The organism is Halobellus clavatus (assembly GCF_900107195.1).
GTDB lineage: Archaea > Halobacteriota > Halobacteria > Halobacteriales > Haloferacaceae > Haloquadratum > Haloquadratum clavatum.
The window spans coordinates 134,345-151,756 of sequence record NZ_FNPB01000002.1 but is presented as its reverse complement, the minus strand read 5'-3'; the positions used below and the strand labels follow the sequence as shown (position 1 = coordinate 151,756).

General features: G+C 68.1%; 22 protein-coding genes. 9 read left to right on the top strand and 13 right to left on the bottom strand.

The features are described from left to right. Positions 1-5 precede the first annotated feature (5 nt). The gene (locus BLU74_RS04230) at positions 6-389 is read right to left on the bottom strand and encodes a DUF7473 family protein (RefSeq protein WP_089765557.1); all 384 of its coding nucleotides are present in this window, start codon (positions 387-389) and stop codon (positions 6-8) included. 15 nt (positions 390-404) lie between these two features. Next, positions 405-968, bottom strand: coding sequence for a TATA-box-binding protein (locus BLU74_RS04225; RefSeq protein WP_089765554.1), 564 nt, complete (start codon positions 966-968; stop codon positions 405-407). 194 nt (positions 969-1,162) lie between these two features. Between BLU74_RS04225 and BLU74_RS04220 the strand changes: the two genes are divergently transcribed. From BLU74_RS04220 to BLU74_RS04210, 3 genes are all read left to right on the top strand, one after another. After that, entirely contained in the window at positions 1,163-2,146 is a 984-nt protein-coding gene (locus tag BLU74_RS04220) for a methyltransferase domain-containing protein (RefSeq protein ID WP_089766073.1), read from the top strand. A gap of 137 nt (positions 2,147-2,283) precedes the next feature. After that, positions 2,284-2,772, top strand: a complete 489-nt coding sequence (locus tag BLU74_RS04215) for a universal stress protein (protein ID WP_089765552.1) — start codon at positions 2,284-2,286, stop codon at positions 2,770-2,772. Between the two features lie 225 nt (positions 2,773-2,997). Then, positions 2,998-3,441, top strand: a complete 444-nt coding sequence (locus BLU74_RS04210) for a DUF6653 family protein (RefSeq protein WP_089766071.1) — start codon at positions 2,998-3,000, stop codon at positions 3,439-3,441. 63 nt (positions 3,442-3,504) lie between these two features. Here BLU74_RS04210 and BLU74_RS04205 read toward each other — a convergent pair whose 3' ends face one another. The 3 genes from BLU74_RS04205 to BLU74_RS04195 all read right to left on the bottom strand — a co-directional run bounded on the left by BLU74_RS04205 (position 3,505) and on the right by BLU74_RS04195 (position 5,817). Beyond that, positions 3,505-4,110 carry a protein sorting system archaetidylserine decarboxylase gene (locus BLU74_RS04205; protein ID WP_089765550.1) on the bottom strand — a complete coding sequence of 202 codons (606 nt, stop codon included), beginning with the start codon at positions 4,108-4,110 and terminating at the stop codon, positions 3,505-3,507. A gap of 3 nt (positions 4,111-4,113) precedes the next feature. Then, on the bottom strand, positions 4,114-5,208 hold the full coding sequence (locus tag BLU74_RS04200) for an AAA family ATPase (RefSeq protein ID WP_089765548.1): 1,095 nt from the start codon (positions 5,206-5,208) through the stop codon (positions 4,114-4,116). A gap of 72 nt (positions 5,209-5,280) precedes the next feature. Continuing rightward, positions 5,281-5,817 (bottom strand): SHOCT domain-containing protein, encoded by a 537-nt coding sequence (locus tag BLU74_RS04195; protein WP_089765546.1) that lies wholly within the window; start codon positions 5,815-5,817, stop codon positions 5,281-5,283. A 128-nt stretch (positions 5,818-5,945) separates the two neighbouring features. Between BLU74_RS04195 and rnz the strand changes: the two genes are divergently transcribed. Next, positions 5,946-6,878 (top strand): ribonuclease Z, encoded by a 933-nt coding sequence (rnz, locus tag BLU74_RS04190; RefSeq protein ID WP_175454576.1) that lies wholly within the window; start codon positions 5,946-5,948, stop codon positions 6,876-6,878. Positions 6,879-7,058: 180 nt separating this feature from the next. Further along, positions 7,059-9,038 (top strand): DUF460 domain-containing protein, encoded by a 1,980-nt coding sequence (locus BLU74_RS04185; RefSeq protein WP_089765542.1) that lies wholly within the window; start codon positions 7,059-7,061, stop codon positions 9,036-9,038. On the opposite strand, the gene BLU74_RS04180 is transcribed toward BLU74_RS04185, so the two are convergent. Continuing rightward, entirely contained in the window at positions 9,035-9,547 is a 513-nt protein-coding gene (locus tag BLU74_RS04180) for a hypothetical protein (RefSeq protein ID WP_089765540.1), read from the bottom strand. The two genes, BLU74_RS04185 and BLU74_RS04180, sit on opposite strands and share 4 nt — an antisense overlap. Positions 9,548-9,613: 66 nt before the next feature. Beyond that, positions 9,614-9,931 (bottom strand): PLDc N-terminal domain-containing protein, encoded by a 318-nt coding sequence (locus BLU74_RS04175; RefSeq protein ID WP_089765538.1) that lies wholly within the window; start codon positions 9,929-9,931, stop codon positions 9,614-9,616. Between the two features lie 116 nt (positions 9,932-10,047). Here BLU74_RS04175 and BLU74_RS04170 point away from each other — a divergent pair, with 116 nt between their 5' ends. Both BLU74_RS04170 and BLU74_RS18825 read left to right on the top strand, forming a co-directional pair. Then, positions 10,048-11,043 carry a tyrosine--tRNA ligase gene (locus BLU74_RS04170; protein WP_089765536.1) on the top strand — a complete coding sequence of 332 codons (996 nt, stop codon included), beginning with the start codon at positions 10,048-10,050 and terminating at the stop codon, positions 11,041-11,043. 117 nt (positions 11,044-11,160) lie between these two features. After that, positions 11,161-11,331 (top strand): hypothetical protein, encoded by a 171-nt coding sequence (locus BLU74_RS18825; protein ID WP_175454562.1) that lies wholly within the window; start codon positions 11,161-11,163, stop codon positions 11,329-11,331. Here BLU74_RS18825 and hisA read toward each other — a convergent pair. Beyond that, on the bottom strand, positions 11,303-12,028 hold the full coding sequence (gene hisA, locus BLU74_RS04165) for a 1-(5-phosphoribosyl)-5-[(5-phosphoribosylamino)methylideneamino]imidazole-4-carboxamide isomerase (protein ID WP_089765534.1): 726 nt from the start codon (positions 12,026-12,028) through the stop codon (positions 11,303-11,305). The two genes, BLU74_RS18825 and hisA, sit on opposite strands and share 29 nt — an antisense overlap. Before the next feature lie 134 nt (positions 12,029-12,162). Next, positions 12,163-12,393: a DUF7860 family protein gene (locus BLU74_RS04160; RefSeq protein ID WP_089766069.1), complete on the bottom strand. Its 231-nt coding sequence runs from the start codon at positions 12,391-12,393 to the stop codon at positions 12,163-12,165. A 112-nt stretch (positions 12,394-12,505) separates the two neighbouring features. Here BLU74_RS04160 and BLU74_RS04155 point away from each other — a divergent pair, with 112 nt between their 5' ends. Together BLU74_RS04155 and glmM are read left to right on the top strand one after the other, a co-directional pair. Continuing rightward, positions 12,506-12,763: a DUF8151 family protein gene (locus BLU74_RS04155; RefSeq protein WP_089765532.1), complete on the top strand. Its 258-nt coding sequence runs from the start codon at positions 12,506-12,508 to the stop codon at positions 12,761-12,763. A gap of 81 nt (positions 12,764-12,844) precedes the next feature. Further along, positions 12,845-14,215, top strand: coding sequence for a phosphoglucosamine mutase (glmM, locus tag BLU74_RS04150; protein ID WP_089765530.1), 1,371 nt, complete (start codon positions 12,845-12,847; stop codon positions 14,213-14,215). Positions 14,216-14,230: 15 nt separating this feature from the next. On the opposite strand, the gene BLU74_RS04145 is transcribed toward glmM, so the two are convergent. The 4 genes from BLU74_RS04145 to BLU74_RS04130 all read right to left on the bottom strand — a co-directional run bounded on the left by BLU74_RS04145 (position 14,231) and on the right by BLU74_RS04130 (position 17,345). Beyond that, positions 14,231-14,491 (bottom strand): hypothetical protein, encoded by a 261-nt coding sequence (locus BLU74_RS04145; RefSeq protein WP_089765528.1) that lies wholly within the window; start codon positions 14,489-14,491, stop codon positions 14,231-14,233. After that, entirely contained in the window at positions 14,491-15,714 is a 1,224-nt protein-coding gene (locus BLU74_RS04140) for a DUF7118 family protein (RefSeq protein ID WP_245705726.1), read from the bottom strand. The genes BLU74_RS04145 and BLU74_RS04140 overlap by 1 nt, the downstream gene beginning before the upstream one ends. A gap of 8 nt (positions 15,715-15,722) precedes the next feature. Then, on the bottom strand, positions 15,723-16,091 hold the full coding sequence (hisI, locus tag BLU74_RS04135) for a phosphoribosyl-AMP cyclohydrolase (protein WP_089766065.1): 369 nt from the start codon (positions 16,089-16,091) through the stop codon (positions 15,723-15,725). Between the two features lie 222 nt (positions 16,092-16,313). Continuing rightward, a complete protein-coding gene (locus tag BLU74_RS04130; protein WP_089765526.1) occupies positions 16,314-17,345 on the bottom strand; it encodes an A24 family peptidase in 1,032 nt (343 codons plus the stop codon). Between the last annotated feature and the right edge of the window lie 67 nt (positions 17,346-17,412).

The following is a 17,412-nucleotide window of genomic DNA, read 5'->3' as shown; positions in this document are numbered from 1 at the left end:
GCGCCTCACCCGGGGGCGCTCTGGATGATGGCCAGAATGCCGAACAGGACCGTCCCGAGGATGACGCTGACGACGAAGTGGATGAGCGTGATGTACGCCGAGAGCCGCGGCGTGCGGTCGTACAGGTAGTGGATCGCAACCCCGTCGAGGGCGAGCGCGAGACCGAGGCCGAGAAAGAGCACCGGCGTGTTGGTGCGCGCGAACGTCGCCACGAGGAAGCTCACGGCCGCCGGGACGGGTCCGACCACGAACGCGTTCCGGACGGGGACGTCACCGAGGACGTTTCGCGCGGCGATGTGTGCGGTGATCGAGAGGAAGACCGCGAGTGAGGCGAACGTGCCGGCAATCGCCAGCGGCGTCCCCGGCGTAGACTGGAGCGGAAGCGACATGGAGAAGCGAGCGCCTCAGTCCTCGAGCAGGCCGAGTTCACTCAGTCGAGACGTGATGACGTCGACGGCCTCGCGGGCGTCGTCGGGCTCCTTGCCGCCGGTGATAACGAGTTTGCCGGAGCCGAAGAGAAGAGCGACGACGGAGGGCTCATCGAGGCGGTAGACCAGACCGGGGAACTGTTCGGGCTCGTACTCGATGTTCTCGAGGCCGAGACCGATGGCGATGGCGTTGAGGTTGAGATTCCGGCCCAGATCGGCAGAGGTGACGATGTTCTGGACCGTGATCTCGGGGTCGTCGTCGACGGGGATCCGGAGGTCCCGGAGTTCGTCGAAGACGATGTGGAGACTCTCGTGTACGTCGTCGGTCGATTTCGCCCCGGTGCAGACGATCTTGCCGGAGCGGAAGATGAGGGCCGCCGATTTGGGGTTCTGGGTCCGATAGACGAGGCCGGGGAACTGCTCGGGGTCGTAGTCCGCGCCTTCGAGGTCCATCGCGACGCTCTGGAGGTCGAGCTCCTGGCCGATCCCCGTGGAGGCGACGACGTTTTCGATGTTGATTGTGTCCTTGGGATCGCTCATAGACGACTTAAACGACGTATTTAAGGTTTAAAAAGGTTGGTGCGCCGCGTCACCGACTCGTTCGGGCACACGGGGGACACCGATCCCGGGTCCGAGCGCGCGGTTGCGACCTCGACGAATCCGCACCCAGCGGTGGCGGGTGCGCGTTTCGATACCCTGATTGACGGCGAGCGCGAGGTCCGAGCGTGTACTACCTGGAACTGGCGGGGGAGGCGACCGACGAGCGGTTCGCGGCCCTCGAGGCCGAACGGGCCGCCGCCTCGGCCGTCGAGCGCGTCGCACCCGGCCTCGCGACCGCCCGCGGGATCCGGGTCGATGGCGTGCCGACGCTCGCGTACACCCGCGGCGCGTCCGAACTCGTCGGCCGGACGGACGCCGACGTCGCGAGCGCAGTCGCGGTGCTCGAAGCCGCGTCGTTCGACCGCGCCGGGACGGTCGCGGTTCGGGCCCGCAACGTCCGATCCACTGCTGACGTGAGCACGGCCGACGCGGAACGCGCCCTCGGAACCGTTCTCGTCGATCGCGGTTTCGCGGTCGATCTCGACGATCCCGACCACGTGCTCCGGGTCTGTTTCGCCGAAGACGTCTGTCTCGTCGGCTGGGCAGTCGCCGAGCGCGAGGCAGCCTTCGGGTCGCGCGCGCCGACCGACCGCCCGTTCTTCCAGCCGGGCAGTATGGCCCCGATGGACGCCCGGGCGTACGTCAACCTCGCTGCGGGGCCCGCACTCCCGGATGCGACGGTCGTCGATCCGATGTGCGGAACCGGCGGCTTGCTCGTCGAGGCCGGACTCGTCGGCGCGCGCGCCGTCGGCACCGACGCGCAGGCGAAGATGGCGACGGGGGCGACCGAGAACCTCGGCCACTACCTCGACGCCGACGCGGACTGGCACGTCGTCCGCGGCGACGCGACCGGACTCCCGTTCGCCGCCGACGCCGCCGACGCCGTCGTCTTCGACGCCCCGTACGGCCGGCAGTCGAAGATCGCCGGACACGACCTCTCGGATCTGGTCGCGGGGGCGCTGGAGGAGGCGGCGCGGATCGCCCCGTCGTGCGTCCTCGTCGCCGATCGCTCGTGGAGCGCCGAGGCCGAAGACGCCGGGTGGGCGGTCGACGCCCGCTTCGAGCGACGCGTCCACCGGTCACTCGACCGCCACGTCCACGTCCTCAGACGCGCGTAGGCGGCGCCGGCCCGAACCGAGCCCGTCTCAACCGATTCGTCGCTCGTTCGCTCTGTGTGTCGGAGCGTACCCGGCCATTACGAGCCGCTGCGAACCGAGCAGTACATTTAATTAGTTTATTGTTAAAATTTCTAAATATGAGCTACGACAACCTCCTGATTCCCACCGATGGGAGCGAACAGGCGGCAAACGCGGTCGAGGAAGGAATCAAACTCGCGGCCGAGATCGACGCCACTGTCCACGTGCTGCACGTGGTGGACGAGTTCGAGGCGAAGATCGTCCCGATAACCGGCGAGCAGGAAGCCAAACGCGAGGAGTACGGCGAGTACGGCGAGAAAATCACCGAGGAGGCCGCGGAGGTCGCGAGAGATGCCGGCCTCGACGTCGAGACGGCGGTCGTCATCGGAATCGCGCACAAACAGATTCAAAACTACGTCGAGGAGAACGACATCGACCTCGTGGTGATCGGTTCCCGTGGGCTCGGCGGGGTCGAAGAGATGCTGCTCGGCAGTACCGCCGACAAGGTCATTCGGCTCGTAGATAAGCCGGTCACCGTCGTGTATCAGCAACCCGTCGAGGAACTTCGGTGGATGCTCCCGTCCGCTGAGGACACGGTGCACCGGTAAGCGACCGGCGTACCGCCCGATCGCGACCAGGCGACGGAGGCGATGACTACCTCCGTTGTGTTCGGAGTCGGAGCAAAGGGTAGCGACGGTGCCGCCGGGCGATACGCCTCACTTATGCAACTGGATTTCTCCTCGCTTCCCGGAAATCCGCCTGCAGCCGACTGCTGAGTAGGTAGGCCTCCGATTCCGCCTAAGATTATGTGTGCGGCCGCCGAAGCGCCGAGTATGATGAGTGGTATCACAGAGCAGTTCGACGAGCGGTTCTGGGCCCGTCACTCGAACCCGAAGAGCGGGTGGACCCGGATCCCGTTAGGCGCCCTCATCGTCTACGCGATCTATCGCCGCAGTTGGCGGCTGCTCGGGGTCGCGCTCGTGTGGACGGTCGTCAATCCGTTCCTGTTCCCGCCGCCCGAAACCGAAGACGCGTGGATGACTCGCGCCGTCCTCGCCGAGCAGTGGTGGATCGAGGAGGAAACGAACCGGACGGTCGGACTCGGCCACCCGAACGTGTACAACACTGTCGGTGCGCTCGGATTCGTGTACGCGCTGTACGCTGCGTGGCGACAATCGCCGGGAGGAGCGACGCTCGGCGTCGCCGTCAGCGTCGGCCTGAAACTCTGGTGGCTCCAGGTGTTGGTCGAGCGCTACGACCACCAAGCAGGCCGCTGATACGCCCTCTGTGTGCTGGGCCATCTGAGCGGAGTTCGTCCAGCAGCGCGCCCGGTTCGTCGGCTATCGATCCGTCGCGGCGACGATCGACTCGCCGGCGCGGACGCGGTCGCCCTCGGCAACGAGAAGGTCCTCGCGGTCGTACGCGGGCGGTAGCAACACGTCGGCGCGCGAGCCGAAGTCGATATGGCCGATCCGCTGGGCCCGGGTGAGGTCCTCGCCCGCCCGAACGTACGGGTGGATGCGCCGCGCGAACGCGCCGGCGATGAGCGAGACTTCGGCGGGACCGTCGTCCGTCTCGACGGCGACGTCGACGCGCTCGTTGCGCTCCGATTCCTTCGAGAAGGCCGGTAAGTGCTTGCCCGAGCGGTGGGTGACGCCCTCGACGGTCCCGTCGAATGGGGCGCGGTTCACGTGGACGTCGGTGACGTTCATAAACACGCCCACGCGGAACTGATCGCCCTCCGCGCGGACGACGGAGACGCGGCCGTCCGCCGGCGAGACCACGCCCGGCCCCGAGGGCTGCCGCTCGGGGTCACGGAAGAACCAGGCGACGAATCCACCGGCCGCGAGTGCGAGAAGCGACAGCGGGAAGGCTACCGGTGCGAGGAGCGCGGCCGCTGCGAACGCGGGGATCGCGAACCGTCGCGCGCCCGGAGCGAATCGCATCGGTCAGACCAGCGCCTCCCCGTCGAGTTCGTCTCGTCCGCCGGCCCACGCCGCCAGCAGGTGGGTGATGTGAAGCCGGCCATCGTTGCCCTCCGCGAGGTCGAGGTCGACCTGCCCCGCCAGTCGGTGGAGGCGGATCAGATTCGCTTCCCCGAACGACTCCGGGTAGGTGTCGGCGACTCCGAGGAGTTCCGAGAGCAACTCCTGGCCGTCGAAACCGTCGTCGTCGATCAGTTCGGTCACCTGATCGCGGGCGTCGCTGATCTCGCCCGCCGCCGCGGCGTCGAGGACGGCCTTCAGGTCGTCCTCGTGGCCCACCTCCGAGAGCGCAGTCTGGGCCGAGTCGACGGTGATCGCACCCTCGCCCTCGACGGCCGCGTGCTGGGCGGCGAGAACGGCATACCGGAGGTCGCCGTCGGCCTTCGAGGCGACGAGGTTCAGCGCCATCGCGTCGGCCTCGACGTCCTCCCGTTCGGCGATCTGCGCGAGGACGGATTCGATCTCGTCGGTCGTCGGCGCACGGACCGGAACGGGGAAGCACCGCGAGCGGATCGCCGGGATCAGCTTCGAGGGTTGGCGGGTCGCGAGCACGAACTGGGTGCTCTCGTGATACTGCTCCATCACGCGGCGAAGCGCCTGCTGGAAGTCCTCGCGGATCGTTTCGGCGTTGTCCAGCAGGACCGTCTTGTACGTCCCCGAGGCCGGCTTGTAGGAGGCGAGTTCCTGCATCACGTGAGAGATCATATCGCGCTTGGACCACTGGCGCTTGTACTTGTTTTCCTGCCCGCCCCGGCGGTACTGCTTCGAGAACGCCGTCTGTCCCTGGAGAAACCGCGAGAACCGCGGATCCTCGCGGATTTCTTTTTTGCTCCGGGTGAAGAAGTCGGCGACGTTGATCTCGGTCAGATCGGCGTCGGGATCCTCGTGCGCCTCGCTCGCGAGCGCGCGAACGGCCGCCGTCTTGCCGACGCCCGGCGGCCCTTGGACGACGAGGTTCATCGGTTCGTCGACGGTGCGAGCCAGCCGCTCGCGGACCTCCGCCTGCGGGAGGTCCGTGAGCGACGGCGCGTGCGTCTCCGTCCACAGGGGCGCGTCCATCGACCGCGAGTAGTCGGTCGGGGGGTAAGAAACTCTCCCTCTCGGGCGACCGGACGTCGGCGGGCGGACGCCTCACCGATGCTCGGAGTCGCGTTCGGGTTCGCGCGCCGGATCTCCGGAGTCCACGCCGTCGAGATCCTCAGAACGAGCGGTGCCCTCGCGCTCGACCCGCTCTCGCGCGTGCTCCGGCGTATCGGTCGCTAAGAGCACCTCCAGTTTGTGCTCGAACTGGGCCTCGGAGAGGTCACCGCGCGCGTAGCGGTCGCGGAGACGAGAGAGCGCGGCGTCGACCTCTCCGTCGGCGGCGTCGGTCGACACCCGATCGCGTCCGTCGGCCGGCTGATCGACGGTCGCGTCCGCGGGGGATCGGGCGGTGTCAGCTCCGCTCACACGGTGGCCGCGGAGCAGCGACACGAGCGGGACGACGACCGCATACCCGATGGCGAAGAACACCCAGAAGTCGACTGCGGCGAGGATCGGGACGCCGAACAGCGAGCCGAGGCCGGCGCCGAGCACGAGGAGTGCGGTGGCGGCGACGACCGGGTCGTCCGAGTCCGCCGGGGTGGGGTTCGTCCACCACGGCGAATCGGTGTCACGACGCCCGTCCATACCGGGCGTGTGGTGAGAGCTGCACTAAGATGTACCGACCGGTGGGCACTGGCGGAAGCGATCCTCCCCGGAGCTCCCGGCGGATTCGACACGGGTTTACCCCGCGGTCACGGAGGAGGCGTATGTCGATGCGCGTGACGTTCCTCGGGACGGGCGGGGCCGTACCGACGACCGAACGGGCACCGAGCGCGTTTCTCGTCGAGCGGGAGGGTGAGCGGTTGCTGTTCGACTGCGGCGAAGGCACGCAGCGACAAATGATGCGGTTCGGAACCGGATTCGCCGTCGCGCACGTGTTCGTTACGCACCTCCACGGCGATCACGTCCTCGGGATCCCCGGCCTGATCCAGACACTCGATTTCAACGACCGGGAGGCGCCGATCGCGATCCACGGCCCGCCCGGCTCGAAGGGCCACCTGAAGGACCTCGTCGAAGCCGGCGGCTACCGCCCCAGCTTCCCGGTCAACGTCCACGAGGTCCGGCCCGGCGGCGTCGCACTCGACGGGGACGGCTACGAGGTCCGGACGTTCGCGACCGAACACCGAAACGCGAGTTCGATGGGCTACGCGCTCGTCGAGGACGACCGCCGCGGCCGATTCGACCGGGAGAAAGCCGAGGAGCTCGGCGTCCCGGTCGGCCCGAAGTTCGGGCGCCTCCACAACGGCGAAGCCGTGGAGCTTGATGACGGGACCGTGATCGAGCCCGAGCAGGTCGTCGGCGACCCGCGACCGGGTCGAAGATTCGTCTACACGGGAGACAGCCGACCGGTCGACGCCGCCGTCGAGGCCGCCGCGGAGCCGGATCTGCTGATCCACGACGCCACCTTCGGCGCGGAGTGGGCGGAGCGGGCGCGACAGACGGGCCATTCGACCGCGAGGGAGGCGGCCGAGATCGCCAACCGCGCAGGGGCGACGCGGCTCGCGCTCACCCACATCTCCTCGCGATATGCCGGAGACGCCGGGCCGATCGAGCGGGAGGCGAAGGAAGCATTCGACGGGGAGACGGCGTTCGTCCCCGACGACGGCCGGACGTTCGAGATTCCCTACCCGGACGCCGAAAAGTAGCAGTCGCTCAGAGAGGATGGCGAACAGCCGGCGTCGTCGACCCGCGCGGGCGTGCCGGACAACCGCGGACCGGCGCGGGAGAGCGGTCAGATCACGGCGGGGATGGCCTCGTGATCGGATATAAACGCTCGCAGGCGGACCGGCGTGGCATATATATCCGCACGCGACCAACCCACTGGCGTGAACGACCGGACGAGCGCTCTCGACTCTCTCGTCTTCGGCGTCGACATTCAGAGCGGTGACGTCCGAGGTGACTCGCCCTCTTATGCCCTCGTCGCCTTCGATGGCGAGAACGTCGACCGCGACGTCGTCTCCTATCGAAAGCTCCGCCGCCTGCTCGACCGCGAGGAGCCGGCGATGTTGGCGACGGACAATATGTACGAACTCGCGGCCGACAAGGACGCGCTCGTCCACTTCTTGCGGACGATCCCCGAAGCGACGACGCTGGTGCAGGTGACCGGCGCGGAGCGGCCCGAACCGCTCTCGCGCGTCGCCTCCAGGCACGGCGTCCCGTACGGCAAGAAGCCGATGAAAGAGGCCGAGGCGGCGGCGCGCCTGGCGGCCGCGAACGTCGGCCACGAGGTGACCGCATTCGGCGACACCACGTCCCTGAAGGTCTCTCGGGGGCGTTCGACCGGCAAGGGCGGCTGGAGTCAGGATCGCTACACCCGCCGGATCCACGGGTCGGTGAAGCGGCGCACGCGGGAGGTCAAAGACCGGCTCGAACAGGCCGACCTGGCGTTCGAGGTCGACGTGACAGAGAAGTACGGCGGGTACGCCAACGCCGTCTTCACCGTCGAAGCGCCGCCGAGCGACATCCCGGTCTCGGAGGGGCGCTCCGGCGACACGCGGATCGAGATCGAGCGCGAGCGGCGCGACGGGATCGAGTTCGAACCGCTGGTGAAGCGCCGCGATCACGTGTTCGTCGGGATCGACCCGGGGACCACCACTGCGGCCGCAGTCGTCGGCCTCGACGGCAGCGTCCTCGACGTGTACTCGACGCGAACAGCCGACACCGCGGACGTCATCGAGTGGCTGATCGAGCGAGGGCGGCCGGTCGTCGTCGCGGCCGACGTGACGCCGATGCCCGAGACCGTCGAGAAGTTCCGGCGGAGCTTCGACGCGGCCGCGTGGACGCCGAATTCGGATCTCCCGATCGACGAGAAACTCCACCGGACGCGCGACACCTCCTACGAGAACGACCACCAGCGAGACGCCCTCGCGGCGGCGCTGTTCGCGTTCGACGATCACGAGGACCAGATCGAGCGGATCTCCGAGAAAGTGCCGCCGAATCTCGAGCGCGGCGAGGTGATCGCCCGCGTCGTCGCCGGCGAGGAATCCGTCGAGGCCGTCCTGCGTGATCTCGCGGACGACGAAGACGACGAGGAACCCGAATCAGAGCACCACGAGCGTGATCTCACTGAAGAGGAAGAGGAGATCCGCCGGCTCCGAACCCGGGTCGAGCGCCTGGAGTCGCACATCGACGATCTCGACGAGACGATCGAGGAGCGCGAGGCCGAAATCGAGGAGTACGAGGAACAGCTCTCGGAGGCCAAGCGCGAGGAGCGACGCGAGGCCAGAGAGCGACGCGAGGTGAAGCGCCTCGAACGCGAGAACGACCGCTTAGAGCGGCGGATCGATACCCTAGAGGAGGAAAACGAGGCCCTCGACGAGAAACTCGAACGCCTCAAGCGCCTCTGGAAGCTGGACCACTCGAACTTCGCCGACGTCGACACCGACGGCGACCTCGTCTCGGTCAAGGTCATCGAGCAGTTCACCCGCGACGCCATCGAGACCGCCAACCAACAGTACGGCCTCGCCGCCGGCGACGTGGTCTACCTCCGAGACGCCTCCGGAGCGGGGCGCTCGACAGCCCGCCGCTTGGCCGACATCGAGCCGCGGGTCGTCCTCCGGTCCGGCGGCGACCTCTCAGACGTCGCCGACCGCATCCTCTTCGAGCACGAGATCCCCGTCGCGCCGGCCGACGACGTCGCGATCCAGGAGGTCGACGAACTCGCGGTCGCCAGCGAGGCCGACGTCGAGGCTGCAATCGAAGACTGGGAGCGGCGGGCCGAAGCGCGCCGGAAGGAGCAGAAGGCGTCGATGGTCGATCAGATCATCTCCGAACATCGCGCGGAGACCCGCAGCGAGTCCCGTTAAGCGGATCCACGGGTGACCTCGAAGCCACGTTGCTCGAAGGCCGCGATCGCGCGCTCGTAGCCGGCGTCACCCTGTTCTGTGTACCGCGAGGGGAGAGTCACCCGCCGCTTCCGGATCGCCCCGTCGTCAGTAAACGTGACGACGAGGCGCGGGCGAGTGAGGCCCTTCACCCCGGAGACCGCCGTGACGGATTCGATGTCCACGAGTGGAATCCGGTCGGGCGACCGAAAGCCCCGGAGGAAATCCGCGAGCCAGAGAAATAGGACGACGGCGACGACGATTGCGATGATACCGAAATCGCCGCTCGCGACGGTGGTGACGAACCAGCCGACGCCGTAGAGCAGTCCGAAGACGTAGCCGACGAACACGGCGCGCTGCGACCACGAGTCGCTGCGCCAGTAGTCGCGGGAGAGGCTCCGGAGGGAGCCGACGAACGACTCCTCGAAGCGAACGGCGTCGGGCGTGAATCGGGCAGTGCCGCGTTTCGTGCGGACGGAGTCGGCGGGCACAGTCTTCGTTCACCCGGAGCCCACGTAGAGGCGTCGGTGGCTCGAGAGGCGATTGCAGTCACGGGCCTATGGCGGGCGAGCGTCGGCGTCTGTCCGGTGCGGAGCCTCGGGTTGTCCGAGGAAGTAGTACGCGACGAACCCGACGAACGGGAGGAGGAACGTGATGCCGGTCCACGTCAGCGGCGCGTCGCTCCCGCGGCCGTTCGCGTCGAGATACACCCATCCCGGGAGCACGACGTGGGCCACGATGAAGTAGAGCGCGAAGGCGAAGAAGTACACGAGCGTCCCGACGTCGGCGATGACGAGCCACATCGCGAACAGCGGGACGAACGCCACGGCGACCAGCCCTCCGAGGAGGACGAGCGGCGAACGGGTCGTTGCCATCGACCCGACTTGGGGCCGGACAGATATGACGCTTTCCGGTCGGGACCGGACGGGGCGGGGCGGCGGCTCGCCCTCAACCCAGAAGTCATATGCCGGCGTCGGGACTTCTGGCCTGTATGGACGCCTACGAACAGATCACCCGGAACGTCTCCGAGGTGGTCACCGAAGCCGAAGTGCGCGCGCTAGCCGACTCCCCGGACGGAAAGCGAGCGTACGTCGGGTACGAACCCTCGGGCGTCCTCCACATCGGCCATATGCTGACGGCGAACAAGCTCATCGAACTGCAGGAGGCGGGCTTCGAGGTCGTCGTCCTCCTGGCCGACGTCCACGCGTACCTCAACGGCAAGGGGACCTTCGCGGAGATCCGCGAGACCGCGACCCGGATGCAAGAGCAGTTCGTCGCGTACGGGCTCGAGGAGTCTCAAACGGAGTTCGTGCTTGGCTCCCGCTACCAACTCGACGAGGAGTACATCCTGGATCTGCACGCGCTCGAACTGGAAACGTCACTCTCGCGGGCCGAGCGCGCGATGGCCGAGATCGCCGGCGGCGACACCGCGACCGTCGCGCAGGCGGTGTACCCACTGATGCAGGCGCTCGACATCGTCTATCTCGACGTCGACCTCGCTATCGGTGGGATGGAACAGCGGAAAGTCCACATGCTCGCCCGCGACACGCTCCCGAGCATCGACGCCGACTCGCCGACCTGTCTCCACACGCCGCTGATCGCCGATCTGACGACCGGCGTGGGGAAGATGTCGACCTCGACGGGCGTTTCGATTTCGATGGAGGACTCCGAGGCCGAAATCGAGGAGAAGGTCAACGACGCGTACTGTCCGCCGACAGCGGATCCCGACCCGACCGACGAGGGCGAAGAACGGGAGAACCCCGTGTTACAGATCTTCGAGTACCACGTCTTCCCACGGTTCGGCGAAGTCGTCGTCGAGCGGCCCGAGCAGTACGGCGGAGACCTGAGTTACGAGTTGTACCAGAACCTCGAAGACGACCTCGAATCCGGCGAACTCCACCCTGCGGACGCGAAGGGCGCCCTCGCGACCTACCTGAACGAACTGATCGCCCCCGGTCGCGAGAAGATCCGCGAACGAACGGAGTAAGCGCGCCGTCGAGTCGGCCGAATCGCCGTCGCTACCCGCTAGATGCGGCGCCGTCCGGCGAACGTCCGACGCACGTCTTCCGGGGATTGATATTGTGACCGTGTAACAGTGGGGACGATGGCGATAAAGGGAATCGTCCTCGGGACCTACGCGCTCGCGCTCGGCACCGTGCTACTGCTCTCGAATTCGGGAGTCGTGACCGGTCTCGGCGCGATGCTCGTCGGGCTCACCGCGATCGCCGCGGTCACGCACGTTCGACTCAGACGTCCATCGCGGCTTCGAGACTGAACGTGCCCTCGTAGAGCGCGGTCCCAACGACCACGGCCGCGGCACCAGCCGCCCGGAGCGTCCGGACGTCGTCGAGCGACGCGACGCCACCGGAGGCGACGACGGGGATGTCGACGGCCTCGACGACGTCTCGGGTCACGTCGGCTTGAACACCGTCGTGCTGGCCCTCGACGTCGACGTCGGTGAAGAGGATCGCTCCCGCGCCGAGATCCGCGTAGCGGGCGGCAGCCTCCGCGGGGTCGAGACCGGTGCCCTCGGTCCACCCCGAGACGACGACCTCGCCGTCTTTCGCGTCGAGACTCACCATCACGCGGCCGGGGTAGGAGTCGGCGATCGCTCCGACCAGGTCGGGGTCTTCGACGGCCGCCGTGCCGAGGATGACGCGTTCGACGCCGCGGTCGAGCAGGTCGGCCGCGTCCGCGAACGTCCGGATGCCGCCGCCCAACTGGACCGGGACGTCGACGGCCTCAACGACGGCCTCGACGGCGTCGGCGTTCGCCCGTTCGCCCTCGAACGCGCCGTCGAGATCCACCAGGTGGAGCGTCGCCGCGTCCGCTTCGACCCACCGGCGAGCGGCATCGACCGGGTCGCCGTAGCGTTTCTCTGTCCCGCGTTCGCCCTGGACGAGTTGGACCACCTCGCCGTCCTGCATATCGACGGCGGGCACGACCTCGAAAGACGGAAACGGATCGGTCATAGTCGCCACTGGGCGTGGTAGTGGCCTAAAGTCTCCGGAGCGGGGCAGTCCGAAGTCTCCGGAGTGGAGCAGTCCGAAGTCTCCTGAGCGAGGCGCTCCGATGTCTCCAGAGCGAAGCGGTCCCGAACGGCCGTTCACTCCGTCAGGGGGAGGAGGATCCCGAAGACGAAGGGCGAAAGCAGCGCGAGAAGCACGCCGAGCCACTCCGCGTCCACCAAGAGCGCGTGCTCCCACGCCGGGACCGCGACACCAGTGTGTGCGAGGGCGAATTCGCCGAAGGCACCGACTGCGAACAGGCCGAGTCCCAGGAGAACGCCCCGCTTCGTGAGCGTCGGATAGTCGAGATCGCCGTAGCGTCCTGCCATAGTCGGCAGATAGCCGATGCCCATAATATCGCTTTCGTTCGCGCGGTCGAACGCGCCGGGACAGTTGCCGGGGAACCGAAACAATCACCACAGGCGACGGTGACTCGGTCTTGTGACGAGTACGACACTGGAACTCGCCCCCGAACTGATCGAGTTGTTCGCGTTCGGCCTCGGCTCCGCGGGACTCTCGGTCCTCGGAGCCTACATCGAGCAGTTCGCACTGACGACGGCGCAGCACGGCGAACCGACACTCGGGTTGTGGGCGGCCGTCATCGGGGCCGTCGCGCTCTACTTTGCGTACTACCTGGCGGCGGACAAGGTGGTCCCCGCCTGGACCGAGCTCAGAGCGGCCACGAGCGGGGAGTCGTAGGCGTCCGGGGCGGCTCTCACATCCGACACCCGCCGCGGGCGTTCGCAACCGCTTTCACGACGGGCCGAGGAGGTGCCGACGATGAAACTGTTCGGTTCGAGTGGGACTCGGGGGGTCGTCGGGGACGGTCTCACGCCCGAGTTCGTGCTCCGGGTCGCCAAGGCGGCGGGGACCGTCTGGGACGAAGAGCGGGCCGTCGTCGCCCGCGACACCCGGACGACCGGCGAGATGCTGGCGAACGCGGCCACGAGCGGCTTAGAGAGCGTCGGCGTCGACGTCGATCGACTCGGGCCGACGCCGACGCCGGCGGCAGTCCGGTACGCCGGCAAGAACGGGCGGCCGGGCATCGTGGTCACTGCCTCGCACAATCCGTCGGAGTACAACGGCGTGAAACTCGTCGGCGCCGACGGCGTCGAACTGGCCGTCGAGGACCTCGAACGGATCGAGAACCACGTCCTCGGAGAGGAGTTCTCGAACGCGTCGTGGGACACCGTCGGGGAATCGACAGCGATCGACACCGCCAACCGCGAGTACGTGACGGACCTGCTGAACTCGGTGGACCGCGAGGCGATCGCGGCCGCCGACCTCACTGTCGTGGTCGATCCCGGGCACGGCGCGGGCGCGCTGACCAGCCCGACGTTCTTCCGCGAACTCGGCTGCGACGTCGTCACGGTCAACGCCAACCCCGACGGGCACTTCCCCGGGCGGCAGTCCGAACCGGTCGAACCGAACCTGAGAGACCTCAAATCGCTCGTGAGTGCGGCCGACGCCGACCTCGGGATCGCCCACGACGGTGACGCCGATCGCGCCGTCTTCGTCGACGAGCGCGGGGAGTTCATTTCGGGAGAGGCGTCGCTCGCGGCGCTCGCGGCCGCCGAACTCGAACCCAGCGATGCGGCCGTCGCTGCGGTCAATGTCTCCCAGCGACTCGTCGACGTCTGCGAGGCGATCGGCGCGGATCTCGAACTGACGCCGATCGGCTCGACGAACATCATCACCCGGATCCGCGAACTCAAAGCCGACTGCGTGCGGGTCCCCATCGCGGGCGAGGGCAACGGCGGGATCTTCTTCCCCGAGCACTGGCTCGTCCGCGACGGCGCGTACGTCGGCGCACGCTTCCTCGAACTCGTCGCTGATCGGCCCGCGAGCGACGTCATCGAACCGTACACCGACTACGAGAACGTCCGGGTGAACATCGGCTACGAGACCGAAGCCGAACTCGACGCGATGCTGGAGGCGGCCCGACAGTACGCCGAGGCGGCCGACGCCGAGCCGAACACGAAGGACGGCTACCGCCTCGACTACGGCGACGCCTGGGTGCTCGTGCGCCCGTCCGGAACCGAGCCCAAAGTGCGAGTCTACGCGGAAGCCGGCGACCCCTCGCGGGCGGACGATCTGGCGTCGGATGCCGCTGCGTCGCTCCGGGACGCACGCGACGCGGCGGCCGAGTGACTCCTCGCGGCCCGATCAGAGCGCCAGCACGGCGAGCAGCGAGCAACAGAGCCCCAGCGCGAGGAGGACGAATCCGCGTTCGATCGACGCCTCCTCGGGAGGGTCCGGAATCGTCGACGGCGACTGTCGATCCGCCGGGTGTTCGAGCCACGCGAGCGCGTCGAAGCCGTCGTCGGCGCGGAGCCGTTCGACGGCCTGTCTGGTCTGCAGGGCGCGTGCGCCGTAGTAGAAGCAGAGCAGTCCGGCAGCGAACGCGAGAGCCGAGACGACCACCATCAGCCCGCCTCGTCCCCGGAATGGCGCTCGCTGTGGCTCGAAGAAGCCACGTCGCCGTCGAGCGCCGCCGAGAGCCGACCGCGGGCGTCGCGGAGGCGCTGCAGTTCGGTCGACGCCGCGCCCGAGCGGACGCGCTCGAGTTCGTCGCTATCGAGTTCCTCGTGAGCGCGTGCGGCGAGTCGGAGTTCCGCGTAGTCGGCGCGGCGCGTGAGGTCTCGGACCGTTCTGAGGCGGGCGATCGTCTCGGACGTGGCGAACCGATTCAGGAGCGAGATCGCTTCCCCAGCCCAGGGGCGGAGTTCGCCCGCTGGCGGCGGCGGCACCGACACCGTCAGCGGATCAGCCGACAGGCGCTCGAGATACGTCCGATGGACCGCGACGTTGGTCTGGAGCGCCGCGGGGTCCTCGGCGTAGTGGTCGAGTTTCGAGCCGGTGAACTCGGCGTACTCAAGCAGGGTCGGGATCGGCTCGTCGGCGTCGGGGCTCTCGCGGACGAACGATTTGAGATCCCGCGGCGGCGGTCGGAAGTCGACGAGCGGGAACGACTCCGCGCGCTCCAGAAAGCCGACGACGTCGGCGATCGGAGCCGACTCGTAGAACGACTCGAACTCCGCGGTGACAGCCTCGTCGTACGCTCGGATCGGCTCGCGAAGCGCTTCGACCGGGGCGTCGAGGTCGATATCCGCGAACGACAACATCTCCGAGCGGGCCTCGATATCCGCGTCGAGTTCATCGAGATGGAGCTTCGCGTCCCGGCGGGCCTTCGAGAGTCGTTCCGTCGCGTCCTCGCGCCGGTCCAAGAGGTCGACGTACTCCGCGGCCGGGTCGAGGTCCTCGCGAGCGCGTTCGAAGTCGGCGTCGCTGAGGCGGCGCTGGTCCATCCGCTCGGCGGCGGCCTCGAAGGCTTCGCGCGCCGGCACCGACTCGCCGAGGCCCTCGACGAGCCCCAGGAACTTGTCCTGGAACTCGACGTACGCCTGAAAGTCTCCGGTTCCGGTCGCGGAGTCCTCGTACCGATCGAGCAGTCGGACCGCCTTCCGGTAGGCGTCTGCGGCGTCGACGACGGCTTCCTCGCCGACGGCATCGATGCGTTCCTCGACCGAGTCGCGTCGCTCGCGGGCGGTTTCGAGCGCGTCGACGCGCTCCTCGACCGCGTCGAGTCGGGCGGCGATCGCGTCGCTGGCGGCGTCGGCGTTCGCCGTCGGCGGGTCGGATCCGGACATTGGTGCGATTACTCGTAGACGGCGTCGGGGTCGAACACCTGTTCGCCGACGTGCTCGCCGTCGATCGTCCGGTAGAAGCACGATCGGTGGCCCGTGTGGCACGCGCCGCCGGACTGATCGACGAGATACAGCAGCGTATCGGCGTCGCAGTCGACGCGAATCTCCTCGACTTCCTGGGTGTGACCGCTCGTCGCGCCCTTCTCCCAGAGTTCCTCGCGACTCCGGGAGTAGTAGTGCGCCCGGCCGGTCTCGCGGGTCCGTTCGAGCGCGTCCGGCGAGACGTACGCCAGCATCAACACCTCGCCGGAGTCCGCGTCCTGTGCGACGGCGGGGACGAGCCCGCTATCGCCGAAATCGACCGCGACGTCCTCACTCATCATTGTGTCCGAAGCGTGTACGGCCGATAGGTCTTTTGCTGCCAGGGAGCCCGGATCAGCACGACGTGCGGCGGTCGGCCGGTGGCTGACAGTCGGCACGCCCCATTCGACCCCGCGCCGGCGTGCCGAGCAACCGCGGCCCGACGCGAGGGAGCACACAGATCATACGACCGCTGGCCCCGTCATCGGATATAAATTCCCGCGCGGACCGCCCGGAACCGCTCAGACGATTCCGAGCGCGCCGAGGAGCCCGAAGACCAGGTCGCCGTAGGTGAACGCGACGGCGGTACCGACGAACATCGGGACGATGAACGGGATCCCCGGCGACACCCAGACGTCGTCGCGCTCGGCGACGATGTCGAGGCCGCCGCGGAGTTTCTCCGGCGACGTGCCGTACGCCGTTCCCTCGATGCTGTCGAGGAACGCCGCAGCGCCCCACTCGTCGTCCGGGTCGACAGCGATCGCCGCGGCGGAATCGGCCGCATCGGTCCCGTCGGCCGCATCGGCACTGTCGGGGGCTGTCGGCTGGGATCCATCGCCACCGGCGCCGTCACCGACAGCGCCGTCGGTCGCGGGGTAGGTCTCGTCGATGCTCGCGGGGTCGCGGAAGGTGTCGGGAGCCGCGCGGAGGTCCGACAACGACGCGCCGCGCCAGCGGAGGTACATCCGCAGCGCGTCGAGGTCGAGCCCGTGCCGGGAGAAGCCGTCCGGCGTCTCATAGAGGCGGCCGTGAGCCGTCGAAAGCGATGCGACGTCCATCCGGCGGCCGAGGAAACTGACCGGGAAGCGGAAGTCGCCGTCGAGGAGGTTGCGTCCGGCGATCCCGAGCGGGTACGCGGCCGCGAGCAGGACGGTGTTCGTGAGGACGGTCATCGAGAAGACGCCGAGCGTCGTCACCACGACCGGGAGCGTGAAGCCCGCGAAGAAGTAAGTCGGAAACGTCGGCAAGAGCACAGCGATCGTGATGAGCGCCTTCGCGTCCGCCCCGCCGAACCCGCCGAGGCGCCAGAACAGATACGAGATCGGAGCGACGAGAAAGAGGCTGATCCCGACGCGAACGAAGAAGAGGAGATCGGCCGACGTCGCGAGCGAGAGGTGGCCGACGGCGTCCCACGCCAGGAGCACGACGCCCAGGACGACGAGCGGGAGCCAGGTCCGACTCGGCACCCGCCGAGTCTCGACGTCGCGCCACGCCGCCCAGCCCAGGACGGGGACGACGACCAACCGGAGGATATCGGGTACGCTGGCGAACATACAGGGGAAGCGAACCCGGGGGAGTTGTAGCTTGCGTCTGACTCCGCCCGGGGGGCCGCGGTTCGCG